The sequence below is a fragment of the Escherichia sp. MOD1-EC5433 genome, assembly GCF_002966005.1.
In the GTDB taxonomy this organism is placed as follows: domain Bacteria; phylum Pseudomonadota; class Gammaproteobacteria; order Enterobacterales; family Enterobacteriaceae; genus Escherichia; species Escherichia ruysiae.
This window is the reverse complement of sequence record NZ_PTRL01000009.1, coordinates 188,731-212,488: the sequence shown is the minus strand read 5'-3', so window position 1 is coordinate 212,488 and position 23,758 is coordinate 188,731. Positions and strand designations below refer to the sequence as shown.

The 23,758-nt window shown below is 52.6% G+C and carries 23 protein-coding genes; 12 read left to right on the top strand and 11 right to left on the bottom strand.

All coding sequences use genetic code 11. The features are described 5' to 3' along the window. Nucleotides 1-8: 8 nt before the first annotated feature. Entirely contained in the window at nt 9-1,814 is a 1,806-nt protein-coding gene (gene kefB, locus C3D30_RS18145; RefSeq protein WP_000399149.1) for a glutathione-regulated potassium-efflux system protein KefB, read from the bottom strand. Further along, a complete protein-coding gene (kefG, locus tag C3D30_RS18140; RefSeq protein WP_123058536.1) occupies nt 1,814-2,365 on the bottom strand; it encodes a glutathione-regulated potassium-efflux system ancillary protein KefG in 552 nt (183 codons plus the stop codon). The genes kefB and kefG overlap by 1 nt, the downstream gene beginning before the upstream one ends. A 130-nt stretch (nt 2,366-2,495) precedes the next feature. Between kefG and C3D30_RS18130 the strand changes: the two genes are divergently transcribed. Genes C3D30_RS18130 through C3D30_RS18115 form a run of 4 tightly spaced genes read left to right on the top strand, consistent with a single transcriptional unit; the run spans nt 2,496 to nt 6,566 of the window. Then, nucleotides 2,496-4,409, top strand: coding sequence for an ABC transporter ATP-binding protein (locus C3D30_RS18130; RefSeq protein ID WP_105287221.1), 1,914 nt, complete (start codon nt 2,496-2,498; stop codon nt 4,407-4,409). Continuing rightward, nucleotides 4,409-5,431, top strand: a complete 1,023-nt coding sequence (locus C3D30_RS18125; RefSeq protein WP_016231558.1) for a hydrolase — start codon at nt 4,409-4,411, stop codon at nt 5,429-5,431. Before C3D30_RS18130 ends, C3D30_RS18125 begins: the two co-directional genes overlap by 1 nt. Then, entirely contained in the window at nt 5,425-5,643 is a 219-nt protein-coding gene (locus C3D30_RS18120) for a YheU family protein (RefSeq protein WP_000907085.1), read from the top strand. The genes C3D30_RS18125 and C3D30_RS18120 overlap by 7 nt, the downstream gene beginning before the upstream one ends. 53 nt (nt 5,644-5,696) lie before the next feature. After that, nucleotides 5,697-6,566 (top strand): phosphoribulokinase, encoded by an 870-nt coding sequence (locus C3D30_RS18115; protein WP_105287220.1) that lies wholly within the window; start codon nt 5,697-5,699, stop codon nt 6,564-6,566. Between the two features lie 54 nt (nt 6,567-6,620). On the opposite strand, the gene C3D30_RS18110 is transcribed toward C3D30_RS18115, so the two are convergent. Continuing rightward, on the bottom strand, nt 6,621-7,025 hold the full coding sequence (locus C3D30_RS18110; protein WP_001148908.1) for an OsmC family protein: 405 nt from the start codon (nt 7,023-7,025) through the stop codon (nt 6,621-6,623). 301 nt (nt 7,026-7,326) lie between these two features. Here C3D30_RS18110 and crp point away from each other — a divergent pair, with 301 nt between their 5' ends. Beyond that, nucleotides 7,327-7,959, top strand: a complete 633-nt coding sequence (gene crp, locus C3D30_RS18100) for a cAMP-activated global transcriptional regulator CRP (protein WP_000242755.1) — start codon at nt 7,327-7,329, stop codon at nt 7,957-7,959. 50 nt (nt 7,960-8,009) lie between these two features. Next, nucleotides 8,010-10,100, top strand: a complete 2,091-nt coding sequence (locus tag C3D30_RS18095) for a YccS/YhfK family putative transporter (protein ID WP_000269295.1) — start codon at nt 8,010-8,012, stop codon at nt 10,098-10,100. 91 nt (nt 10,101-10,191) lie between these two features. Here the strand turns inward: C3D30_RS18095 and argD are convergent, their stop codons facing one another. The 5 genes from argD to ppiA form a co-directional block, all read right to left on the bottom strand. Further along, nucleotides 10,192-11,412: a bifunctional acetylornithine/succinyldiaminopimelate transaminase gene (argD, locus tag C3D30_RS18090; RefSeq protein ID WP_105287219.1), complete on the bottom strand. Its 1,221-nt coding sequence runs from the start codon at nt 11,410-11,412 to the stop codon at nt 10,192-10,194. 85 nt (nt 11,413-11,497) lie between these two features. Further along, the gene (pabA, locus tag C3D30_RS18085; protein ID WP_105287218.1) at nt 11,498-12,061 is read right to left on the bottom strand and encodes an aminodeoxychorismate synthase component 2; all 564 of its coding nucleotides are present in this window, start codon (nt 12,059-12,061) and stop codon (nt 11,498-11,500) included. Between the two features lie 31 nt (nt 12,062-12,092). Next, nucleotides 12,093-12,695 (bottom strand): putative adenosine monophosphate-protein transferase Fic, encoded by a 603-nt coding sequence (locus tag C3D30_RS18080; RefSeq protein WP_001280620.1) that lies wholly within the window; start codon nt 12,693-12,695, stop codon nt 12,093-12,095. Next, complete coding sequence (gene ficA / locus C3D30_RS18075) at nt 12,685-12,852, bottom strand: FicA/YhfG family antitoxin (RefSeq protein ID WP_000736855.1); 168 nt, start codon at nt 12,850-12,852, stop codon at nt 12,685-12,687. The genes C3D30_RS18080 and ficA overlap by 11 nt, the downstream gene beginning before the upstream one ends. A 104-nt stretch (nt 12,853-12,956) precedes the next feature. Further along, nucleotides 12,957-13,529, bottom strand: a complete 573-nt coding sequence (ppiA, locus tag C3D30_RS18070) for a peptidylprolyl isomerase A (protein WP_000477213.1) — start codon at nt 13,527-13,529, stop codon at nt 12,957-12,959. A gap of 264 nt (nt 13,530-13,793) precedes the next feature. Between ppiA and tsgA the strand changes: the two genes are divergently transcribed. The 6 genes from tsgA to C3D30_RS18035 all read left to right on the top strand — a co-directional run bounded on the left by tsgA (nt 13,794) and on the right by C3D30_RS18035 (nt 20,874). Then, on the top strand, nt 13,794-14,975 hold the full coding sequence (gene tsgA, locus C3D30_RS18065) for an MFS transporter TsgA (protein ID WP_000185241.1): 1,182 nt from the start codon (nt 13,794-13,796) through the stop codon (nt 14,973-14,975). 261 nt (nt 14,976-15,236) lie between these two features. Then, nucleotides 15,237-17,780 carry an NADPH-nitrite reductase large subunit gene (gene nirB / locus C3D30_RS18055; protein WP_000049233.1) on the top strand — a complete coding sequence of 848 codons (2,544 nt, stop codon included), beginning with the start codon at nt 15,237-15,239 and terminating at the stop codon, nt 17,778-17,780. Then, nucleotides 17,777-18,103, top strand: a complete 327-nt coding sequence (gene nirD / locus C3D30_RS18050) for a nitrite reductase small subunit NirD (protein ID WP_000084764.1) — start codon at nt 17,777-17,779, stop codon at nt 18,101-18,103. The genes nirB and nirD overlap by 4 nt, the downstream gene beginning before the upstream one ends. Nucleotides 18,104-18,228: 125 nt before the next feature. Continuing rightward, nucleotides 18,229-19,035 carry a nitrite transporter NirC gene (gene nirC / locus C3D30_RS18045; RefSeq protein WP_000493550.1) on the top strand — a complete coding sequence of 269 codons (807 nt, stop codon included), beginning with the start codon at nt 18,229-18,231 and terminating at the stop codon, nt 19,033-19,035. An 18-nt stretch (nt 19,036-19,053) separates the two neighbouring features. After that, nucleotides 19,054-20,427: a siroheme synthase CysG gene (gene cysG / locus C3D30_RS18040; RefSeq protein WP_016159519.1), complete on the top strand. Its 1,374-nt coding sequence runs from the start codon at nt 19,054-19,056 to the stop codon at nt 20,425-20,427. 279 nt (nt 20,428-20,706) lie between these two features. After that, complete coding sequence (locus C3D30_RS18035) at nt 20,707-20,874, top strand: YhfL family protein (RefSeq protein ID WP_001031838.1); 168 nt, start codon at nt 20,707-20,709, stop codon at nt 20,872-20,874. A gap of 107 nt (nt 20,875-20,981) precedes the next feature. On the opposite strand, the gene C3D30_RS18030 is transcribed toward C3D30_RS18035, so the two are convergent. Genes C3D30_RS18030 through C3D30_RS18020 form a run of 3 tightly spaced genes read right to left on the bottom strand, consistent with a single transcriptional unit; the run spans nt 20,982 to nt 23,748 of the window. Next, complete coding sequence (locus C3D30_RS18030; RefSeq protein WP_105287216.1) at nt 20,982-22,067, bottom strand: aminotransferase class I/II-fold pyridoxal phosphate-dependent enzyme; 1,086 nt, start codon at nt 22,065-22,067, stop codon at nt 20,982-20,984. 11 nt (nt 22,068-22,078) lie between these two features. Next, nucleotides 22,079-23,383, bottom strand: coding sequence for a YhfT family protein (locus tag C3D30_RS18025; protein ID WP_105287215.1), 1,305 nt, complete (start codon nt 23,381-23,383; stop codon nt 22,079-22,081). Nucleotides 23,384-23,394: 11 nt separating this feature from the next. Next, nucleotides 23,395-23,748, bottom strand: coding sequence for a DUF2620 domain-containing protein (locus C3D30_RS18020; protein WP_010349555.1), 354 nt, complete (start codon nt 23,746-23,748; stop codon nt 23,395-23,397). Between the last annotated feature and the right edge of the window lie 10 nt (nt 23,749-23,758).

Sequence of the window (23,758 nt, the reverse complement as noted above, 5' to 3'; positions counted from 1 at the left end):
TTCACCCTCTACTCAAATTCATCCCAGCCATCCATTTGGCGTCGTTCTTGTTGCATTTCACGCTGGAAAATCTCTTCCAGTTCGCGTCGGGCTTCCCTGGCGCGAGAAATTTGTACGGTATCAGCGTGCATCGGGATGAGTTCCCGCAGCATTCGCATATCCAGGCGACGAAAATGCAGTTGTGCCCGCTGCGCCTGGTGTGGATGCATACCTAGCGACACTAACGTCTTGCGCCCCAGCTCTAACGCACTGGAGAATGTTTCACGGGAAAACTGTGTCACCCCGGCCTGTAATAACTCATGTGCTTCGACACGTCCGCGCGCTCGCGCAAGAATATGCAAATGCGGGAAGTGCTGCTGGCATATTTCCACCAGCTTCATGGTGTCTTCCGGCTCGTTACAGGTAATGACGATAGACTCAGCGGCCTCTGCACCCGCAGAACGTAAAAGATCTACCTGTGTGGCGTCGCCGTAATAAACTTTGTAGCCATATTTGCGCATCAGGTTAACGGCGCTGATATCCCGCTCCAGCACGGTAATGCGCATTTTATTCGCCATCAGTAAACGACCAATCACCTGACCAAAACGCCCAAAGCCCACGACAATGACCTGCGGTTTATCATCGTTGACCCACGGTTTTTCATCTTCTTCTTCCGTTCCGTTAAACTGGCGGGATAGCCATTTATCCACCAGCTTCATCAGCAGCGGCGTGGTCATCATGGAAAGCGTTACCGTCACCAGTAACAGCGCCATCTGGTCGCCCTGAAATAAGCGTTGTGAAGAAGCGGTAGAAAAGAGCACAAAGGCAAACTCACCGCCCTGACTCAGCACGCCAGCAAACTGCATCCGCTCAGAACTGCGCACGCCATACAGGCGCGCTAACAGATACAGCACGAGAATTTTCACCGCCACCAGCACGACCACGCTTATCACTACCCACAGCAGATGGGTATAAAGCACCCCGAGGTTAAGCGACATCCCGACGGAGATAAAAAATAGCCCGAGCAACAAGCCCTTAAACGGATCGATAGCCGTTTCCAGTTCATGGCGATATTCGCTTTCCGCCAGCAGCACGCCCGCAATAAACGTACCGAGCGCCATAGACAGCCCCAGCGCATCCATAAACAACGCAGAACCCAGCACCAGCAGCAGCGTCGCGGCGGTGAACACTTCCCGAACGCCAGAAGCCGCAATAAAGCGGAATACCGGACGCAGCAAATAGCGCCCACCAATCAACATGCCGACAAATGCCAGCACCTTCATGCCGACCTTCATCCAGTCGAAATGTTCGTCTGCCGATCCCGCCAGCAGCGGCACTAACGCCAGCGCAGGGATCACCGCCAGATCCTGAAACAGCAGAACCGAAAACCCGAGCTGCCCGGATTCACTACGATTCATCCCTTTTTCACGCATCAATTGCAACGCCATTGCAGTTGATGACATCGCAAGCCCAATGCCACCGACCACCGCCGCCTGCCAGGCGAAATCCGTCAGCATCAATAATCCCGCCAGCAACGCCGCACTTAACAGCACCTGCGCCGCGCCTACGCCAAAAATCGAGCGCCGCAATTGCCAGAGCTTGGAGGGGTTCAACTCAAGCCCGATGATAAACATCAGGAATACCACGCCGAGTTCCGAAAAGTGGAGGATCTCATCAACGTCGCTAATAAACCCAAGCCCCCACGGGCCAATCGCAATCCCTGCCAGCAAATATCCCAACACAGCGCCAATACCCAGCCGCGATGCCAACGGCACCGCAGCCACCGCCGCGAAGAGAAACAGCACTCCCGCAAGTAAAAAATCGGAACCTTCCATCAGCGGCCTCCTGGGGGCAGCGGATTTGCCAGCCAGTCACCGTAGGCTCTGGCGTGACTCGCCAGCTCCCGTGCGCTTTGCCGTCTCGCCCAGTAAATAATGATGGGGCTTAACCAATGCATCCGGCACATGCCCGCCGCCAGTTCAAAGGGGCGTAGAACATCGCTCATCGGGTAGCGATTCAGTGCGTCATAACGGTAAGCACTTTCCGGCTCACCGGTGGTGATCACGCTGCGCCAGTACTTTCCCGCCAGTTGATTTCCTCCCGGCCCACTGGCAAAACCACGGCTTAATACCCGGTCCAGCCACTCTTTCAGTAGCGCCGGGCAGCTATAGGTATAAAGAGGATGCTGAAAAACAATCACCTCGTGCCCGCGCAGTAATGCCTGCTCACGGGGGATATCAATAAAAAAGTCGGGATAGTGCGCGTAAAGATCGTGCACGGTAACATTGCTGAGCTGCGTGGCCGGTTTAAGCAGTACCCGGTTTGCCACCGAGTCCTGAGATTCCGGATGGGCATACAGCAGCAAAACTTTCGCTGGCTGAGACATCATCCCCCTCCCGGTATGGTTTTTGTGTATAGTCGCTGTTTTGGGCTACCATTGCGCCCGGTGCGGCAGCTCGCCCATACATTACATTATCATAATGATAAGTTAACATAGTCTGAACATACGGCGCCTTATGATTGTTTTCTCCTCGTTACAAATTCGTCGCGGCGTGCGCGTCCTGCTGGATAATGCCACCGCCACCATCAACCCCGGCCAGAAAGTGGGTCTTGTGGGTAAAAACGGCTGCGGTAAATCTACCCTGCTGGCACTGCTGAAAAATGAAATCAGCGCCGACGGCGGCAGCTACACCTTTCCTGGTAACTGGCAACTGGCGTGGGTGAATCAGGAAACACCGGCGCTACCGCAACCTGCGCTGGAATATGTCATTGATGGCGACCGCGAATATCGCCAACTGGAAGCACAGTTGCATGACGCCAACGAACGTAACGACGGGCACGCCATCGCCACCATTCATGGCAAGCTGGATGCTATCGACGCGTGGAGTATTCGTTCCCGCGCCGCCAGCCTGCTGCACGGCCTCGGTTTCAGCAACGAACAACTGGAGCGCCCGGTGAGTGATTTCTCCGGTGGCTGGCGTATGCGTCTTAACCTTGCCCAGGCGCTGATTTGCCGTTCAGACTTGCTGCTGCTCGACGAACCGACGAACCACCTCGATCTCGATGCCGTTATCTGGCTGGAAAAATGGCTGAAGAGCTATCAGGGCACGCTGATCCTGATCTCCCACGACCGTGACTTCCTCGATCCAATCGTCGATAAAATTATTCATATCGAACAACAAAGCATGTTCGAGTACACCGGCAACTACAGTTCGTTTGAAGTACAGCGCGCCACCCGTCTGGCGCAGCAACAAGCGATGTATGAAAGCCAGCAGGAACGCGTGGCACATCTGCAAAGTTATATCGATCGTTTCCGTGCCAAAGCCACCAAAGCGAAGCAGGCCCAGAGCCGCATTAAGATGCTGGAGCGTATGGAGCTGATTGCCCCCGCGCACGTCGACAATCCGTTCCGCTTTAGCTTCCGCGCGCCGGAAAGCCTGCCAAATCCGTTACTGAAGATGGAAAAGGTCAGCGCAGGCTATGGCGATCGCATTATTCTCGACTCGATTAAACTGAATCTGGTCCCCGGCTCGCGCATTGGTCTGCTAGGCCGCAACGGCGCAGGTAAATCAACATTAATCAAACTGTTAGCCGGTGAACTTGCGCCTGTCAGCGGTGAAATTGGTCTGGCGAAAGGGATCAAACTCGGCTACTTCGCCCAGCATCAACTGGAATACCTGCGCGCCGACGAATCGCCTATTCAACATCTGGCACGTTTAGCGCCGCAGGAGCTGGAACAAAAACTGCGTGACTACCTCGGCGGCTTTGGTTTCCAGGGCGATAAAGTGACGGAAGAAACGCGCCGCTTCTCCGGTGGGGAAAAAGCGCGCCTGGTGCTGGCTTTAATCGTCTGGCAGCGTCCGAATCTGCTGCTACTCGACGAACCGACTAACCACCTTGACCTCGACATGCGCCAGGCACTAACCGAAGCGTTAATCGAGTTTGAAGGCGCGCTGGTTGTCGTTTCGCACGACCGCCATTTACTGCGTTCCACCACTGACGATCTCTATCTGGTTCACGATCGTAAAGTCGAACCGTTCGACGGCGACCTGGAAGATTATCAACAGTGGTTAAGCGACGTACAAAAGCAGGAAAACCAGGCCGACGAAACACCCAAAGATAACGCTAACAGCGCCCAGGCACGTAAAGATCAGAAGCGTCGGGAAGCGGAGCTGCGTGCGCAAACCCAGCCACTGCGTAAAGAGATCGCCCGTCTGGAAAAAGAGATGGAGAAGTTGAACGCACAGCTGGCGCAGGCGGAAGAGAAACTCGGCGATAGCGAACTGTACGACCAGAGCCGTAAAGCAGAACTGACCGCCTGCCTGCAACAACAAGCCAGCGCCAAATCAGGGCTGGAAGAGTGCGAAATGGCGTGGCTGGAAGCCCAGGAGCAACTAGAACAGATGCTGCTGGAAGGCCAAAGCAACTGATGGCGCAGATAACGACGACCGATGCCAATGAATTCAGCAGCAGTGCTGAATTCACCCCTATGCGCGGTTTCAGCAATTGCCATCTCCAAACCATGCTGCCGCGTCTGTTTCGTCGTCAGGTGAAATTCACCCCGCACTGGCAGCGACTGGAGTTGCCCGACGGTGATTTTGTCGATCTCGCGTGGAGTGAAGATCCCGCACAGGCGCAGCATAAACCACGTCTGGTGGTCTTCCACGGTCTCGAAGGCAGCCTCAATAGCCCTTATGCGCATGGTCTGATCGAGGCAGCGCAAAAGCGCGGCTGGCTGGGCGTGGTGATGCATTTTCGCGGTTGCAGCGGTGAACCAAACCGGATGCACCGCATTTACCATTCGGGCGAAACCGAAGACGCCAGTTGGTTTTTACGCTGGCTGCAACGCGAGTTTGGTCACGCGCCAACGGCTGCCGTCGGCTATTCGCTCGGCGGTAATATGCTGGCCTGTTTGCTGGCAAAAGAAGGCAATGATCTCCCGGTTGATGCGGCGGTGATTGTCTCTGCGCCGTTTATGCTGGAAGCCTGTAGCTATCATATGGAAAAGGGCTTTTCCCGCGTTTATCAGCGTTACTTGCTGAACCTGTTAAAAGCCAATGCTGCGCGTAAGCTGGCAGCCTACCCCGGAACACTGCCGATTAATCTCGCGCAGTTAAAATCGGTACGTCGCATCCGTGAATTTGACGATCTAATCACCGCCAGAATTCACGGCTACGCTGACGCTATCGACTATTATCGTCAGTGTAGCGCCATGCCGCTGCTCAATCGGATCGCCAAACCCACGCTGATTATTCACGCCAAAGACGATCCGTTTATGGATCATCAGGTGATCCCGAAACCGGAAAATCTCCCACCGCAGGTGGAGTATCAACTGACGGAACATGGCGGTCATGTTGGCTTTATTGGCGGTACATTACTTCATCCGCAAATGTGGCTGGAGTCACGCATTCCTGACTGGTTAACAACGTATCTGGAGGCGAAATCATGTTGATTCCCTGGCAAGACCTCTCCCCTGAAACGCTGGAAAATTTAATTGAAAGTTTTGTGTTACGCGAAGGCACCGATTATGGTGAACATGAGCGTACACTTGAACAGAAAGTCGCCGACGTCAAACGCCAGCTACAGTGCGGAGAAGCGGTGCTGGTATGGTCGGAACTGCACGAAACGGTCAATATCATGCCGCGCAGTCAGTTTCGCGAATAACCTGCAACCGTCGGCGGACGAGATAATAATGATAACCAGGTCATGGAGTTACTATGTCTGCCAAACATCCGGTCATTGCAGTAACAGGGTCCAGCGGCGCGGGAACCACCACCACCAGCCTCGCGTTTCGTAAAATATTCGCGCAGTTAAATCTGCGCTCAGCCGAGGTAGAAGGCGACAGTTTTCACCGCTACACCCGCCCGGAAATGGACATGGCGATCCGCAAGGCGCGCGATGCCGGACGGCATATCAGCTACTTCGGCCCCGAAGCTAACGACTTCGGCCTGCTGGAACAAACCTTCATTGAATACGGCCAGTGCGGCAAAGGGAAATCTCGCAAATATCTGCATACCTACGACGAAGCCGTACCGTGGAATCAGGTGCCTGGTACGTTTACCCCGTGGCAGGCGCTGCCAGAACCCACCGATGTGCTGTTTTATGAAGGTTTGCACGGCGGCGTGGTCACACCACAACATAACGTCGCGCAGCATGTGGATTTACTGGTTGGTGTAGTGCCTATCGTTAACCTGGAGTGGATTCAAAAACTCATTCGCGATACCGGCGAGCGCGGGCACTCGCGAGAAGCGGTGATGGACTCGGTAGTTCGCTCAATGGAAGACTATATCAACTACATCACACCGCAGTTTTCTCGCACCCATATTAACTTCCAGCGCGTCCCCACCGTTGACACCTCAAACCCCTTCGCCGCAAAAGGCATCCCATCGCTGGATGAAAGCTTTGTGGTAATCCATTTTCGTAATCTGGAGGGAATCGATTTCCCCTGGCTGCTGGCGATGCTGCAAGGCTCGTTCATTTCCCACATCAATACATTAGTGGTGCCGGGCGGCAAAATGGGTCTGGCAATGGAGTTAATTATGCTGCCGCTGGTGCAACGACTGATGGAAGGGAAGAAAATCGAGTAACTCTGCTATTAAGCCGGATAAAATACTCTCCGGCTTCACAACGGGATAGTTAAATTACGCGGCAACCACTTCATACGAGTGAGTAATATTCACCGCTTTTTCCAGCATCAACGCGACTGAGCAATACTTCTCGGCTGAGAGATCGACCGCACGCGCAACCGCTGCGTCTTTCAGGTCACGACCGGTGACGATAAAATGCAGATTAATGTGCGTAAACAGGCGTGGTGCCTCTTCGCGGCGTTCAGAGGTCAATTTTACTTCACAATCGACCACATCCTGACGCCCTTTTTGCAGGATAGAAACCACATCAATTGCGCTACAGCCACCTGCCGCCATCAACACCATTTCCATCGGACTTGGCGCTTTATCGCCAGAGTTGCCATCCATTAAAATCTGGTGACCAGAGGCGGACTCGCCCAGAAAGGTTAACCCTTCGACCCACTTCACACGCGCTTGCATAATCGAAACTCCATTGCGTCAATTTTCCTGACAGAGTACGCGTACTGACCAAATCGCGCAACGGAAGGCGACCTGGGTCATGCTGAAGCGAGACACCAGGAGACACAACGCGAAAGCTATGCTAAAACAGTCAGGATGCTACAGTAATACATTGATGTACTGCATGTATGTAAAGGACGTCACATTACCGTGCAGTTCAGTTGATAGCCCCTTCCCAGGTAGCGGGAAGCACATTTCGGCAATCCAGAGACAGCGGCGTTTTCTGGCTCTGGAGAAAGCTTATAACAGAGGATAACCGCGCATGGTGCTTGGCAAACCGCAAACAGACCCGACTCTCGAATGGTTCTTGTCTCATTGCCACATTCATAAGTACCCATCCAAGAGCACGCTTATTCACCAGGGTGAAAAAGCGGAAACGCTGTACTACATCGTTAAAGGCTCTGTGGCAGTGCTGATCAAAGACGAGGAGGGTAAAGAAATGATCCTCTCTTATCTGAATCAGGGTGATTTCATTGGCGAACTGGGCCTGTTTGAAGAAGGCCAGGAACGTAGCGCATGGGTACGTGCGAAAACCGCCTGTGAAGTGGCTGAAATTTCCTACAAAAAATTCCGCCAATTAATTCAGGTAAACCCGGATATTCTGATGCGTCTCTCCGCACAGATGGCGCGTCGTCTGCAAGTCACTTCAGAGAAAGTGGGTAACCTGGCGTTCCTCGATGTAACGGGCCGCATTGCACAGACTCTGCTGAACCTGGCAAAACAACCGGATGCCATGACTCACCCTGACGGTATGCAAATCAAAATTACCCGTCAGGAAATCGGTCAGATTGTCGGCTGTTCTCGTGAAACCGTGGGGCGCATTCTGAAGATGCTGGAAGATCAGAACCTGATCTCCGCACACGGTAAAACCATCGTCGTTTACGGCACTCGTTAATCCCGTCGGAGTGGCGCGTTACTGAGTAGCGCGCCATTTTGTTTAACCCGATGTGGCGCAGACTGATTTATCATCCCGATATCAACTATGCACTACGACAAACGCTGGTGCTATGTTTGCCCGTGGCCGTTGGTCTATTGCTTGGCGAATTAAGACTCGGGCTGCTCTTTTCCCTCGTCCCCGCCTGTTGCAATATTGCGGGGCTTGATACTCCCCATAAACGTTTTTTCAAACGTTTAATTATTGGTGCGTCGCTGTTTGCCACCTGCAGCTTGCTAACACAACTGCTGCTGGAAAAAGATATCCCCCTGCCATTTCTGCTGACGGGGTTAACGTTGATACTTGGCGTTACTGCCGAGTTAGGGCCATTACACGCAAAATTACTTCCCGCATCGCTGCTGGCAGCTATTTTTACCTTAAGTCTGGCGGGATACATGCCCGTCTGGGAACCGTTGCTCATCTATGCGTTAGGTACACTCTGGTATGGGCTGTTTAACTGGTTTTGGTTCTGGCTCTGGCGCGAACAACCGCTACGTGAGTCCCTTAGCCTGCTGTACCGTGAACTGGCAGATTATTGCGAAGCCAAATACAGCCTGCTTACCCAGCACACCGATCCTGAGAAAGCGTTGCCACCGCTGCTGGAACGCCAGCAAAAAGCGGTCGATTTAATTACCCAGTGCTATCAGCAAATGCATATGCTTTCCGCGCAAAATAATACCGATTACAAGCGGATGCTGCGCATTTTCCAGGAGGCGCTGGATTTACAGGAACACATTTCGGTCAGTTTGCATCAGCCGGAAGAGGTGCAAAAGCTGGTCGAACGTAGCCATGCGGAGGAAGTTATCCGCTGGAATGCGCAAACCGTCGCCGCTCGCCTGCGCGTGCTGGCTGATGACATTCTTTATCATCGCCTGCCGACGCGTTTTACGATGGAAAAGCAAATTGGCGCACTGGAAAAAATCGCCCGCCAACATCCGGATAACCCTGTGGGGCAATTCTGCTACTGGCATTTCAGCCGCATCGCCCGCGTGCTGCGAACGCAAAAACCACTCTATGCCCGTGACTTACTGGCAGATAAACAGCGCCGAATGCCGTTACTCCCGGCGCTGAAAAGCTATCTTTCCCTGAAATCGCCAGCACTGCGTAATGCCGGACGACTGAGTGTGATGTTAAGCATTGCCAGTCTGATGGGCACCGCGCTGCATCTGCCGAAATCCTATTGGATACTAATGACGGTATTGCTGGTGACGCAAAATGGCTACGGCGCGACTCGCCTGCGGATTGTGAATCGTTCTGTGGGAACCGTGGTTGGATTAATTATTGCAGGCGTTGCGCTGCACTTTAAAATCCCTGAGGGTTACACCCTGACGCTGATGCTTTTCACCACGCTCGCCAGTTACCTGATATTGCGCAAAAACTACGGCTGGGCGACGGTCGGTTTTACCATTACCGCTGTATATACCCTGCAACTGTTATGGCTGAATGGTGAGCAGTACATCATCCCCCGTCTTATCGATACTATCATCGGCTGTCTGATTGCCTTCGGCGGCACAGTGTGGCTGTGGCCGCAGTGGCAGAGCGGCTTATTGCGCAAGAACGCCCATGATGCCTTAGAAACTTACCAGGAGGCCATTCGTCTGATCCTCAGTAAAGATCCGCAACCTACGCCACTAGCCTGGCAACGAATGCGGGTTAATCAGGCGCATAACACCTTGTATAACTCATTGAACCAGGCGATGCAGGAACCGGCGTTTAACAGCCATTATCTGGCAGATATGAAACTGTGGGTAACGCATAGTCAGTTTATTGTTGAGCATATTAATGCCATGACCACGCTGGCGCGGGAGCACCGGACATTACCGCCGGAACTGGCGCAGGAATATTTGCAGTCTTGTGAAATCGCTATTCAACGCTGTCAGCAGCGCCTGGAATATGATGAACCGGGTAGTTCTGGTGACGCCAATATCATAGACTCGCCAGAGATGCTGCCACACGAAGGCGCGTCTGGCACACTGGAGCAGCATTTACAACGCGTTATTGGCCATCTGAATACAATGCACACCATTTCAGCGATGGCCTGGCGGCAGCGACCGCATCACGGGATTTGGTTGAGCCGGAAGTTACGGGATTCGAAGGCGTAATATCATCATTGCCAGAAGCAAACCGTAGGTCGGATAAGGCGTTTACGCCGCATCCGACATGCTTTGCCTGATGCGACGATGACACGTCTTATTACGCCCCAACCACCTTCGCCACCGCGCGGGCAAAACGCTGCATCCCTTCATCGATATCCGCATTTTCCACCACCAGCGATGGTGCAAAACGCATCACATCTGTCCCGGCATTCAGCACCATTACGCCAGCCTCTGCGCCCGCATAAAGGAAATCGCGCGCCCGACCTTTGTACTGTGACTTAAGCTCGGCGCCAATCAACAACCCCATACCGCGAAGATCGCCAAACACATCGTACTGCTGATCTATCTTCTGCAAATGATCAACAAAACGCTGGCGTTTCGCCTGAATGCCTTCCAGCACTTCAGAGGTATTGATGATATCAAAGGCCGCGCCCGCAACCGCACAGGCCAGCGGGTTACCGCCGTAAGTGGAACCGTGAGAACCAGGATGAAACGCAGAAGCAATCTCCGCCGTGGTCAGCATGGCGCTAATCGGGAAGCCGCCGCCTAACGCTTTCGCTGAGGTCAAAATATCCGGCGTCACGCCGTAGTGCATATAGGCAAACAGATCACCGGTACGCCCCATCCCGCACTGCACTTCATCAAACACCAATAATGCCTGATGCTGATCGCACAGCTCACGCAAGCCCCGCAAAAACTCTGACGTCGCTGCCGTCACGCCGCCCTCGCCCTGAATCGGCTCAACCACTACCGCGCAGGTGTGATCATCCATCACTGCTTTCACTGCGTGGAGATCGTTAAAGGGAACGTGAATGATGTCTGCCGGTTTTGGCCCAAAGCCGTCGGAATATTTCGGCTGCCCGCCCACCGAGACGGTAAACAGCGAGCGTCCATGAAAGGCGTTATGGAAGGCAATAATTTTGGTTTTGAAGGGGCTATGGCGCACGCAGGCGTAATGCCGCGCCAGTTTAAAGGCGGTTTCGTTGGCTTCCGTCCCGGAGTTCATAAACACCACGCGTTCGGCAAAGGTTGCCTCGATCAGCTTACGCCCGAGACGCAGCGCCGGTTCATTGGTGAAAACGTTGCTGATATGCCATAGCGTTTCCCCCTGGGTTTTTAACGCTTCCACCAGCGCCGGATGGCAATGGCCTAATGCCGTAACCGCAATGCCACCCGCGAAATCGACGTACTCCTTGCCCTGTTGATCCCAGACTCGGCTGCCCTGACCTTTTACCGGAATAAACTCTGCCGGTGCATAAATCGGCAGGATCACTTCATCGAAAGTCGCGCGTGTAATTGCTGTTTGTTCAGTTGCCATCTCATGATCACCCTGTTACGCATAAACTAATGTGAAATTATAATCACAAAATATGCATAAAAAATCACTAAATGGCAATCAGAAATCAGCGATGCAGGAAATTAGCCAGCAGTTGATGCCCTTGTTCGCTGAGAATACTTTCCGGATGGAACTGCACCCCTTCCAGATCCCACTGGCGATGGCGAATCCCCATAATCTCGCGGGTTTCGCTCCAGGCCGTCACTTCAAAGCACGCTGGTAATGAGTCAGGTTCCACCATCAGCGAATGGTAGCGTGTCACGGTAAGTGGATTTGCCAGCCCCCGAAATACGCCCTCACCGCTATGTGTAATCGGTGAGGTTTTGCCGTGCATGACCTTTGCGGCGCGCACAACTTTGCCGCCAAATGCCTGTGCCATTGCCTGATGACCGAGGCAGACGCCAAGAATCGGCAAGCGCCCGGCGTAGTGGCGAATAACCTCAAGGGAGATCCCGGCTTCATCGGGCGTACAGGGGCCTGGCGAGATGACAATTTTCTGCGGCTTTAGGGCGTCGATATCCGCCAGCGTCAACGCATCGTTGCGCTTAACCAGCACATCCGCCCCCAGTTCACAAAAGTACTGGTAGAGGTTCCAGGTGAAAGAATCGTAGTTATCAATAAGCAGGATCATGGCGGCTCCGGTACGAAAGAACCGCGCTATTTTACTCAGATTCCCCGGCTTCGCTTACCACTTTGCTAAATATCGTCTGCAGCGCAGAGAGATCGCCCATAGCCCCACTCTGATTAGCCTGATTCCAGGTCTCTTTTTCGATACCCTGCCAGCTCAGTTGATAACCCGCATGAATCGCCAGTTGCTCGAAGAAGATCCGCTGTGCCAGACCACTTCCTGCACGGAAGGGATGCAGGACATTGATTTCACAATAGTAGTGCGCCAGCCGCTCGACGAACTTCGCTTTCTCAAGACCGACCAGATAACCTTCTTCCTCCAGATCCTGCATCAGGGCATTGCCCTCTTTTTCAATATAGGCAAAGTGGCAGAACGGTGTATCCCCCTGATAAATATCGACTTCACGCAGTTGCCCCGCCCAGTCGAAAATATCCTGATACAGCTGGCGATGAATAGCACGCAAATGCGGTAAACCACGCACCAATGGACCAAGCTCAATGGTCGCGGCACGCAGCGCCGTCATTTCGTAAGCCGCCTGCTCCAGCCGCTGCTGTTGGCGGATATCCAGCCGATTACGCATGATATCGAGGCCAGGATAGAGATACGGGTCGCGCCCTTCGCCGAATTTATCGCTCATAGTGCCTCCTTAGCTCTTCAAGGCGCACCAAAGCCTCAGCGGCAGTCAGTGTCACCAAAGGGATCTCAACACCTTCGAGACGACGGCTGGCCTGAAAATTACGATTACGCTGAAGCTCCCAGAGGCGGGACTTTTGCTTATCGGTGAGTTTCTTCACTTAATGCCTCCCTGAACGTGTCCGTTTGCCACAAGTATAAGCGGCAAATCCGGGTTACGCCGGAAGAGCAGAAGCGCGGGCAAGATTGCCCGCGCGAGAAATCGTTATGGCAGGACTTTAGCAGAAAGGATAACTACTGGCTTTGACGGCACATTCTGGTATGGACCAACGTCATGAGTCGGCACCTGGGAAATCTTATCGGCAACGTCCATACCTTTCACCACTTTACCAAAGACGGCGTAGCCGAAATCACGCTGACCGTGGTCGAGGAAGGCATTGTCGGCCACGTTGATAAAGAACTGACTGGTTGCGCTGTCTTTGTCCGCAGTACGCGCCATAGCAATAGTGCCGCGCGTATTGCGCAGACCGTTATCAGCTTCATTTTTGATTGGCGGATTTGGTTTTTTCTGCTGCATCTGCTCGGTAAATCCACCGCCCTGAATCATAAAGCCAGGGATAACGCGGTGAAAGGTGGTGTTGTTATAAAAACCACTGTTCACATAATCGACAAAGTTTTGCACTGATACCGGTGCTTTCTGGCTATCCAGCTCCAGTTCGATATTACCAGCAGAGGTTGTTAACAATACGTGCGGGTCCCCTTTCGCTGCCATTGCTACGGGTGAGAGAGCAGAAAGAGCGAAAACAGCTACGAAAGCTGCCAGGGTCGATTTGAACATGAGATTTCCTTAACAGAGCAGAAAAAAAGCAAGTGGAGAGATTCTAAATAGCCTTCAATGACAAGGCCATTCCTTTACCTAATTTTACGTACTTGAAATATATGTAACCTGATGATCACTTTTATTTTGTGATCAGAATCACTTTAAATATTGCAAATTAGCAACCGTTTGCAATTAAATATTTAATCAGATCACAAGATCACCTAAAATCCCCCGCTCGCAGCATATCCACTATGCCATTTTATCTTTTAACGCAGGCCAATCATGACTAACAGCAATCGCATCAAGCTCACATGGATTAGCTTTCTTTCCTACGCACTGACCGGTGCGTTGGTTATTGTCACCGGGATGGTGATGGGAAATATCGCCGATTATTTCAATCTGCCTGTTTCCAGTATGAGTAACACCTTCACCTTCCTCAATGCCGGCATTTTAATCTCTATCTTCCTCAACGCCTGGCTGATGGAAATTGTCCCGCTGAAAACGCAGTTACGTTTTGGCTTTCTCCTGATGGTGCTGGCGGTTGCCGGTTTGATGTTCAGCCACAGCCTGGCGCTGTTCTCGGCGGCGATGTTCATCCTCGGGGTGGTCAGCGGTATCACCATGTCGATTGGTACATTCCTGGTAACGCAAATGTATGAAGGGCGCCAGCGCGGTTCCCGTCTGCTGTTTACCGACTCCTTCTTCAGTATGGCAGGGATGATTTTCCCGATGATCGCCGCATTTCTGCTGGCGCGCAGCATTGAGTGGTACTGGGTTTATGCCTGCATCGGGCTTGTGTACGTCGCTATTTTTATTCTGACCTTCGGCTGTGAGTTCCCGGCGCTGGGCAAACATGCGCCAAAAGCTGACGCTCCGGTAGCGAAAGAAAAGTGGGGGATCGGCGTGCTGTTTCTCTCGATTGCTGCGCTGTGCTACATCCTCGGTCAGTTAGGTTTTATCTCCTGGGTGCCAGAGTACGCCAAAGGTCTGGGCATGAGCCTGAACGATGCGGGTACGCTGGTGAGCAACTTCTGGATGTCGTATATGGTCGGCATGTGGGCGTTCAGCTTTATTCTGCGTTTCTTTGACCTGCAACGTATTCTGACCGTGCTGGCAGGCCTGGCTGCGATTCTGATGTATGTCTTTAACACCGGAACACCAGCGCATATGGCGTGGTCTATTCTTGCTCTGGGCTTCTTCTCCAGCGCAATCTATACCACCATCATCACTCTGGGTTCCCAGCAGACAAAAGTACCGTCGCCAAAACTGGTTAACTTCGTACTCACCTGTGGAACCATCGGCACCATGCTGACCTTTGTGGTTACTGGTCCGATCGTAGAGCATAGCGGTCCACAGGCGGCGCTGCTCACTGCAAACGGTCTGTACGCTGTGGTATTCGTGATGTGCTTCCTGTTAGGCTTTGTCAGCCGTCACCGTCAGCACAACACCCTGACCTCTCATTAATTACCAATGCCGGGCGGCACTTTCGTCGTCCCGGCTTTTCCTCTCATCTCCCGCAACGAGCCTTCATCTCTATAAATGCTTTCATTTTGTCTGTTTTTTGCACAAACATGAAATGTCAGACAATTCCGTGACTTAAGAATATTTATACAAATCAGCAATATACCTCTTAAGGAGTATATAAAGGTGAATTTGATTTGCATCAATAAGTGGGGTTGCTGAATCGTTAAGGTAGGCGGTAATAGAAAAGAAATCGAGGCAAAAATGAGCAAAGTCAGACTCGCAATTATCGGTAACGGTATGGTCGGCCATCGCTTTATCGAAGATCTTCTTGATAAATCTGATGCGGCCAACTTTGATATTACCGTTTTCTGTGAAGAACCGCGCATCGCTTATGACCGCGTACACCTCTCGTCTTACTTCTCTCACCACACCGCCGAAGAGCTGTCGCTGGTGCGCGAAGGCTTTTACGAGAAACACGGCATCAAAGTTCTGGTCGGCGAACGCGCTATCACCATCAACCGTCAGGAAAAGGTGATCCACTCCAGCGCCGGGCGTACCGTTTATTATGACAAGCTGATCATGGCGACCGGTTCCTACCCGTGGATCCCGCCGATCAAAGGTTCTGATACTCAGGACTGCTTTGTTTATCGCACCATTGAAGACCTCAACGCGATTGAATCCTGCGCCCGTCGCAGCAAGCGCGGTGCCGTTGTTGGCGGAGGCCTGTTAGGTCTGGAAGCCGCTGGCGCACTGAAAAACTTAGGCATTGAAACCCACGTTATCGAATTTGCCCCGATGCTGATGGCGGAACAGCTTGATCAGATGGGCGGCGAGCAGCTACGTCGCAAAATCGAAAGCATGGGCGTACGCGTTCACACCAGCAAAAATACCCTTGAGATTGTGCAGGAAGGTGTTGAAGCGCGTAAAACTATGCGTTTTGCCGACGGTAGCGAGCTGGAAGTTGACTTTATCGTCTTCTCTACCGGTATCCGTCCGCGCGATAAACTGGCAACTCAGTGTGGTCTGGACGTTGCTCCGCGTGGGGGTATCGTCATTAATGATTCCTGCCAGACTTCCGATCCGGATATCTACGCTATCGGTGAATGCGCAAGCTGGAACAACCGTGTATTTGGTCTGGTCGCACCAGGCTACAAAATGGCGCAGGTCGCCGTCGACCACATTCTCGGTAGCGAAAACGCCTTTGAAGGCGCTGACCTTAGCGCCAAGCTGAAACTGCTGGGCGTGGACGTTGGCGGTATTGGCGATGCGCATGGTCGTACACCAGGCGCTCGTAGCTATGTTTACCTCGACGAAAGCAAAGAGATCTACAAACGCCTGGTTGTCAGCGAAGACAACAAAACCCTGCTCGGTGCGGTACTGGTGGGCGATACCAGCGACTACGGTAACCTGCTACAACTGGTGCTGAACGCTATCGAACTGCCAGAAAACCCAGACTCCCTGATCCTGCCAGCGCACTCCGGTAGCGGTAAGCCATCTATCGGTGTTGATAAACTGCCGGACAGCGCGCAAATCTGCTCCTGCTTCGACGTCACCAAAGGCGACCTGATTGCTGCTATCAACAAAGGCTGCCATACCGTTGCGGCGCTGAAAGCCGAAACCAAAGCCGGTACTGGCTGCGGCGGCTGTATCCCGCTGGTAACTCAGGTACTGAATGCGGAACTGGCGAAACAGGGTATCGAAGTTAACAACAACCTGTGCGAACACTTTGCTTATTCGCGTCAGGAACTGTTCCATTTGATCCGCGTTGAAGGCATTAAAACCTTCGAAGAACTGCTGGCGAAACACGGCAAAGGCTACGGTTGTGAAGTTTGTAAACCGACCGTAGGCTCGCTGCTGGCCTCCTGCTGGAACGAATACATTCTGAAGCCGGAACATACTCCGCTGCAGGATTCTAACGACAACTTCCTCGCTAACATCCAGAAAGACGGCACCTACTCGGTGATCCCGCGTTCTCCGGGCGGTGAAATCACCCCGGAAGGACTGATGGCAGTGGGTCGTATCGCGCGTGAATTTAATCTCTACACCAAAATCACCGGCTCCCAGCGTCTGGCAATGTTTGGCGCACAGAAAGACGATCTGCCGGAGATCTGGCGTCAGCTGATTGAAGCAGGCTTCGAAACCGGTCATGCCTATGCGAAAGCACTGCGTATGGCGAAAACCTGCGTGGGTAGCACCTGGTGCCGCTACGGCGTTGGCGACAGCGTGGGTCTCGGCGTGGAACTGGAAAACCGCTACAAAGGCATCCGTACTCCGCACAAAATGAAGTTCGGTGTCTCTGGCTGTACCCGTGAATGTTCAGAAGCTCAGGGTAAAGACGTGGGTATCATCGCCACCGAAAAAGGCTGGAACCTGTACGTTTGCGGTAACGGAGGCATGAAACCGCGTCATGCGGATCTGCTGGCGGCGGATATCGATCGCGAAACGCTGATCAAATATCTCGACCGTTTCATGATGTTCTACATCCGTACCGCCGACAAACTGACGCGTACCGCGCCGTGGTTAGAAAACCTCGAAGGCGGTATTGATTACCTGAAAGCGGTGATCATTGACGACAAACTGGGGCTGAATGCACATCTGGAAGAAGAGATGGCGCGCCTGCGTGAAGCGGTAGTGTGTGAGTGGACTGAAACGGTAAATACGCCGTCTGCGCAGACTCGCTTCAAACACTTCATCAACAGCGATAAGCGTGACCCGAACGTGCAGATGGTGCCAGAGCGCGAACAGCACCGTCCGGCAACGCCGTATGAACGTATCCCGGTAACTCTGGTGGAGGACAACGCATGAGCCAGTGGAAAGACATCTGCAAAATCGATGACATCCTGCCTGAAACCGGCGTCTGCGCGCTGTTAGGTGACGAGCAGGTAGCCATTTTCCGCCCGTATCACAGCGACCAGGTGTTTGCGATCAGCAACATCGATCCGTTCTTCGAATCCAGCGTGCTGTCACGCGGGCTGATTGCGGAACACCAGGGCGAGCTGTGGGTTGCCAGTCCACTGAAAAAACAGCGTTTTCGCTTAAGCGACGGTTTGTGCATGGAAGACGAACAGTTTTCCGTCAAGCATTACGAAGCGCGAGTGAAAGACGGCGTGGTACAACTGCGCGGTTAATGTTTTAACGGGAGGCGCAATACCTCCCCTTTTTGCATTGTCCTGTAATGACCTTCGGTATATTGCAGGGCATTTTTTAAACTTTTTGTTTTATTTTTTGTTTTTATTTTTTAAAGGATAATCAAATGTTTACAGACACTATTAATAAGTGTGCGGCTAACGCTGCGCGCATTGCACGCCTGTCGGCAAATAACCCGCTCGGCTTCTGGGTCAGCTCCGCAATGGCGGGCGCGTATGTGGGTCTTGGGATCATCCTGATTTTCACGCTCGGTAATTTGCTCGATCCGTCCATACGTCCTCTGGTGATGGGCGCGACCTTTGGTATCGCCTTAACGCTGGTGATTATCGCCGGTTCTGAACTGTTCACCGGACACACCATGTTCCTCACCTTTGGGGTGAAAGCGGGCACTATCAGCCACGGGCAAATGTGGGCAATCCTGCCGCAAACCTGGCTGGGTAACCTGGTCGGTTCCGTCTTCGTTGCCATGCTCTATAGCTGGGGTGGCGGTAGCCTGCTGCCGGTAGATACCAGCATCGTTCACTCCGTCGCGCTGGCAAAAACCACTGCACCGGCAATGGTACTGTTCTTCAAAGGTGCATTGTGTAACTGGCTGGTTTGCCTGGCAATCTGGATGGCGCTGCGCACTGAAGGGGCGGCGAAATTTATCGCTATCTGGTGGTGTCTGCTGGCATTTATCGCGTCCGGCTACGAGCACTCCATCGCTAACATGACGCTGTTCGCCCTCTCCTGGTTTGGCAACCACAGCGAAGCCTACACGCTGGCGGGTATTGGTCATAACCTGCTGTGGGTGACGCTGGGTAATACTTTATCGGGTGCCGTATTCATGGGATTGGGTTATTGGTATGCTACGCCGAAAGCGAATCGTCCGGTTGCGGACAAATTTAATCAAACTGAAACAGCTGCAGGTTAATCAGTAAGGGGTTTTTACGTGGATCATTTGCCTATATTTTGCCAATTACGCGATCGCGACTGTCTGATTGTCGGCGGTGGTGATGTTGCGGAACGCAAAGCAAGGTTGCTGTTAGACGCGGGCGCTCGCTTAACGGTGAATGCATTAGCGTTTATTCCACAGTTCACCGCATGGGCAGATGCAGGCATGTTAACCCTCGTCGAAGGGCCATTTGATGAAAGCCTTCTCGACACCTGCTGGCTGGCGATTGCCGCGACGGATGATGACGCGCTTAACCAGCGCGTCAGCGAAGCCGCTGAATCTCGCCGCATCTTCTGTAACGTGGTCGATGCGCCGAAAGCCGCCAGCTTCATTATGCCGTCGATTATTGACCGCTCACCGCTAATGGTAGCGGTCTCCTCTGGCGGCACATCTCCGGTTCTGGCGCGCCTGCTGCGTGAAAAACTCGAATCACTGCTGCCGTTGCATCTGGGCCAGGTAGCGAAATATGCCGGGCAGTTACGCGGTCGGGTAAAACAAAAGTTCGCCACGATGGGCGAGCGTCGCCGTTTCTGGGAAAAATTGTTCGTTAACGACCGCCTGGCGCAGTCGCTGGCGAATAACGATCAGAAAGCCATTACTGAAACGACCGAACAGTTAATCAACGAGCCGCTCGACCATCGCGGTGAAGTGGTGCTGGTTGGCGCCGGTCCTGGCGATGCCGGGCTACTGACGCTGAAAGGTCTGCAACAAATTCAGCAGGCTGATGTGGTGGTCTACGACCGTCTGGTTTCTGACGATATTATGAATCTGGTACGCCGCGATGCTGACCGTGTTTTTGTCGGCAAACGCGCGGGATACCACTGCGTACCGCAAGAAGAGATTAACCAGATCCTGTTGCGGGAAGCGCAAAAAGGCAAACGCGTGGTGCGTCTGAAAGGCGGCGATCCGTTTATTTTCGGACGTGGTGGCGAAGAGCTGGAAACACTGTGCAACGCGGGCATTCCGTTCTCGGTGGTTCCGGGTATTACCGCAGCTTCCGGTTGCTCTGCCTATTCGGGTATTCCACTTACGCATCGCGATTATGCTCAGAGCGTACGCTTAATTACCGGACACTTAAAAACCGGTGGTGAGCTGGACTGGGAAAACCTGGCAGCAGAAAAACAGACGCTGGTGTTCTATATGGGGCTGAATCAGGCTGCGACTATTCAGCAAAAATTGATTGAACACGGAATGCCAGGCGAAATGCCAGTAGCGATTGTCGAAAACGGTACGGCAGTAACGCAACGCGTGATTGACGGTACGCTCGCACAGTTGGGCGAGTTGGCGCAGCAAATGAACAGTCCGTCTTTGATTATTATTGGCCGGGTCGTTGGTCTGCGCGACAAATTAAACTGGTTCTCAAACCATTAATTAAATAAAATTTTAATCAAGGTCGGATATTTCCGACCTTTTTTTATTCACAATAATCATCATATTAATTTTTATCTTCAGCAGACATAAAACAACTTTTTAACCAATTTGTTTTTTAACAACCACCCACAGTTACAGTGGCTTACAAATATAATCGAAATATTAATAGTCCACACACTGACGTGTAATAGATATTCCTGTATTGTTTCTAACGAGCAGCTTGCTTATATTCACATAATTAATGAATATTACTCGATATATTTTACATAGGGAATGAAAATGAATAAATTTATTAAAGTAACACTGGTAGGTGCAGTACTGGCTACATTAACTGCATGTACTGGTCATATTGAAAACCGTGACAAGAACTGCTCTTACGATTACCTGCTGCACCCGGCAATTTCTATTTCTAAAATCATTGGTGGCTGCGGTCCGACTGCACAGTAATCTCTTAACATAAATCGGTTAATACCGGTTTAATTGTCTGACGCCCTCTGTTTTCATCAGAGGGCGTATTTGTTTTTACCTTGCCTTTGAAAATATCGTTCACAACATTAAACGCTGGCAATACTCTCACGCAAAATCCGCAGCACTGTCTCTTCACCACTACGATTCGGATTAATGCGAATCGCACAATGTTCTAATTGCGGATTCGCCTGGCGAAACGTTCCGGAAAGGCGATAAAAGAGCGGCGGGATCTCATATTTCGACTCCGCGCCCACCGGGTAAGGCAACGCACCGCGTTTCTGCGCTTCTTCCAGCACTCTGGTGGCAATTGGCTGATGAAACTCCACAATCAACACTTTCGACTGCGCATTGGCAATGACGGCACTTTTAACTTCCGGCACCGCGCCGCCGTTAAGTAAAGCCAGCAATCGTTCAGATACCCCCGCCTGCACCGCGTGCATCACCGGCGCGAAAACCAGCCCACGCAAGACTTCCAGCGCCTGAGCGCCCTGAATCTGGCTGCCGCCGGAGTAAAGCGTGGCGCGAATACGGTTGATAACGTCAGCATCGCCTACCACCGCGCCAACACCCTCTGGCCCAAACAGCTTGAAGCAGGAAAATGTCGAGACATTCGACCCGCATTCGCAGCCGATTCGCGCTACCTTCATTACCGCATAGTTGTCATCGGTTAACGCAGGAACGCCAGCCGAGCGCAACGTTGCCAGCACATCCGCCAGAATGTAGCGATCCTGCGGCTGCTGGCGCGTATGCTGCACCAGCGCCACATCAGGTTGTTGCTCGTCTACGACCTGCTTCAGTGCCGACAGATCATTGAAATCAACAGTAATAAGCGTCAGCCCCATCTGTTCAATGATGACGCGTGTCGTCGGATAAACGGGCGCATCATGCACCAGAAGACGCTGCCCTGGTTTAAGCAAAGCCGCCAGCCCGGCACGAATCGCTCCTGTGCCAGCGCCTTGCACCAGCACCGCCGCTGGCGCGTGAAACGCATCAGCCAGCACCAGCTCCACACGCTGGGTAATGCGGGGCTGATTCAGCCCCGGCGTTAATCCCAAATCACCGCAGGTAAGAAATTCGCTACCAGGAAAATGGCGACAAATGCTATCCACCAGCGCAAACTGCTTCTGCTGCGCTTCAGCAATGGTCAGACTTTTCAGAGGAAACGTCTTCATAAGTGCATTCCTTAAGCCGGAACAAACAAGCCAAGCCAGTAAAGAACATTCAGCAGGATGCCGGTGATCATTACTGCCACGACCGGCGCCGCCATTTTTTGTACCGGACGACCGAGAGATTCGTTGAGGAAGTAAATGGCAACCGCAATGGAGAATCCGGTATAGCCTGCCATTTTTATTGCCGCGAAAATCGAGCCGACCAGCAGCGCCACTTCCATCAGCATATTCATGGCGTTACGGATGTTATCCGACGCATTACGCACTGACGGGTAGCGTCCCAGCCATTTGCCGATCGAACGAAGTAACAGGACTTCCGCCGAAATAACCACTGCGCCTAATACCGCCGCAATCATCGGATTCGGCGAGAGATAGCCCACCGCATAAACAAAGGTAAAGCCCGCAACTGCATACACACCCGTTGCTAACGCGGTGGTGGCAATCAACGGTACAAAACCCAGCCCGCGCATAAATTCTGCCAGTGCCGCCTGGTTGATCAGCGTTTGTGATTGTTCCGGCGTTACGCCTGCGGAGTACGCTTTCTCCAGGGTGAAGATCGACACTTCACTGCCAGCAAAAATCTTCATGCTGGCAACGGCGGCAATCAATGCTCCCACGATGGCGATATACGGTAAGTTTTTGATAATCCGCGACGTGCGTTCTTCAAACACCGAAAGCCCGCTGGCATCGATGTCATTTTCATCACGATGACGCAGGTCGTGAGTTATCGCGATCCCCAGCAGCATCACCATGCCAATAAAGATTTCGATGGATTCCGGATTGAGATGCGGGAAATAGCGCACTACCACCACACGGGTCATCAGCACAACCACGGCGGCGATCAGGCTTTGCTTCCAGCCAAACTGGTAGAAAATCGCCACCAGAGGGAACAGTGCAAAAGCTGAAACCACCGGCGAGCTTAATTCCCCCAGACTGCCTAATACATCCACCGGCAGTGCGGTCAGCAGCTGGTTTACCGGCAACAGGCAGGTGAGGATCAGTACGCCCCAGATCGCGCCAAGACCAAACGCCATCAGGCTGTTTATCGCCAGTACGCCGAGGATATCGGTAGGAAGAAAAAGCAGCCATGCGTTGAGCAGGCCGGTTTTCAGGGTAAAAGAGATCCCCACCGAGGCCACAAAACCGATGCTCAGACCGAAAGCGATACTCCCCGCCTCGCGACGGTTCATATAACCTTCAATCAGTTGCGGCAGGATCGGGCGGATGCCGTCATGAAAAACGGCCGCCGAGCGATGCGCCAGAAGCGATGTCATACCGGTCAGGCACGCCACCAGGATAATCTGAATATACAGATCCATAGTCGTGCCTTTTATTTCAGATGGTTAATCAGCATCGGAATCGCGTGTTCAACGTGCTCAACGGAAAGTCCAAATGCGACTTTCCCTTCGGCGATCATTTTGGCGATATGCTCGTCTTTCGCTTTGATGCCCGGCTTGGCAATAGTGCAACTTTTGTTATAACCAATCACCGCAATGGCAATCGACAATGCCGCACCCGCACCGGTATTACACGCGCCAATGTAGTAATCCAGTTGCCCGGATTTCACTTTCATTGCCGCTTCCATGTCGTTGTGAATGAAAACTTCAAAACAGCCTGGAGCCGTCGTTTCAATGGTTTTTTTAATCTGCTCACGCTGTAAGCCTGCAACGCCAATCTTTTTCATGAGTCTGTCC

Coding starts and splice junctions, on each gene's coding strand:
- crp (WP_000242755.1), top strand. CDS start 7,327: ATGGTGCTTGGCAAACCGCAAACAGACCCGACTCTCGAATGGTTCTTG.
- C3D30_RS18110 (WP_001148908.1), bottom strand. CDS start 7,025: ATGCAAGCGCGTGTGAAGTGGGTCGAAGGGTTAACCTTTCTGGGCGAG.
- C3D30_RS18130 (WP_105287221.1), top strand. CDS start 2,496: ATGATTGTTTTCTCCTCGTTACAAATTCGTCGCGGCGTGCGCGTCCTG.
- pabA (WP_105287218.1), bottom strand. CDS start 12,061: ATGATCCTGCTTATTGATAACTACGATTCTTTCACCTGGAACCTCTAC.
- nirD (WP_000084764.1), top strand. CDS start 17,777: ATGAGCCAGTGGAAAGACATCTGCAAAATCGATGACATCCTGCCTGAA.
- argD (WP_105287219.1), bottom strand. CDS start 11,412: ATGGCAACTGAACAAACAGCAATTACACGCGCGACTTTCGATGAAGTG.
- C3D30_RS18080 (WP_001280620.1), bottom strand. CDS start 12,695: ATGAGCGATAAATTCGGCGAAGGGCGCGACCCGTATCTCTATCCTGGC.
- nirB (WP_000049233.1), top strand. CDS start 15,237: ATGAGCAAAGTCAGACTCGCAATTATCGGTAACGGTATGGTCGGCCAT.
- kefB (WP_000399149.1), bottom strand. CDS start 1,814: ATGGAAGGTTCCGATTTTTTACTTGCGGGAGTGCTGTTTCTCTTCGCG.
- tsgA (WP_000185241.1), top strand. CDS start 13,794: ATGACTAACAGCAATCGCATCAAGCTCACATGGATTAGCTTTCTTTCC.
- nirC (WP_000493550.1), top strand. CDS start 18,229: ATGTTTACAGACACTATTAATAAGTGTGCGGCTAACGCTGCGCGCATT.
- C3D30_RS18115 (WP_105287220.1), top strand. CDS start 5,697: ATGTCTGCCAAACATCCGGTCATTGCAGTAACAGGGTCCAGCGGCGCG.
- kefG (WP_123058536.1), bottom strand. CDS start 2,365: ATGTCTCAGCCAGCGAAAGTTTTGCTGCTGTATGCCCATCCGGAATCT.
- C3D30_RS18020 (WP_010349555.1), bottom strand. CDS start 23,748: ATGAAAAAGATTGGCGTTGCAGGCTTACAGCGTGAGCAGATTAAAAAA.
- C3D30_RS18095 (WP_000269295.1), top strand. CDS start 8,010: ATGTGGCGCAGACTGATTTATCATCCCGATATCAACTATGCACTACGA.
- C3D30_RS18035 (WP_001031838.1), top strand. CDS start 20,707: ATGAATAAATTTATTAAAGTAACACTGGTAGGTGCAGTACTGGCTACA.
- C3D30_RS18025 (WP_105287215.1), bottom strand. CDS start 23,383: ATGGATCTGTATATTCAGATTATCCTGGTGGCGTGCCTGACCGGTATG.
- C3D30_RS18125 (WP_016231558.1), top strand. CDS start 4,409: ATGGCGCAGATAACGACGACCGATGCCAATGAATTCAGCAGCAGTGCT.
- C3D30_RS18120 (WP_000907085.1), top strand. CDS start 5,425: ATGTTGATTCCCTGGCAAGACCTCTCCCCTGAAACGCTGGAAAATTTA.
- C3D30_RS18030 (WP_105287216.1), bottom strand. CDS start 22,067: ATGAAGACGTTTCCTCTGAAAAGTCTGACCATTGCTGAAGCGCAGCAG.
- ppiA (WP_000477213.1), bottom strand. CDS start 13,529: ATGTTCAAATCGACCCTGGCAGCTTTCGTAGCTGTTTTCGCTCTTTCT.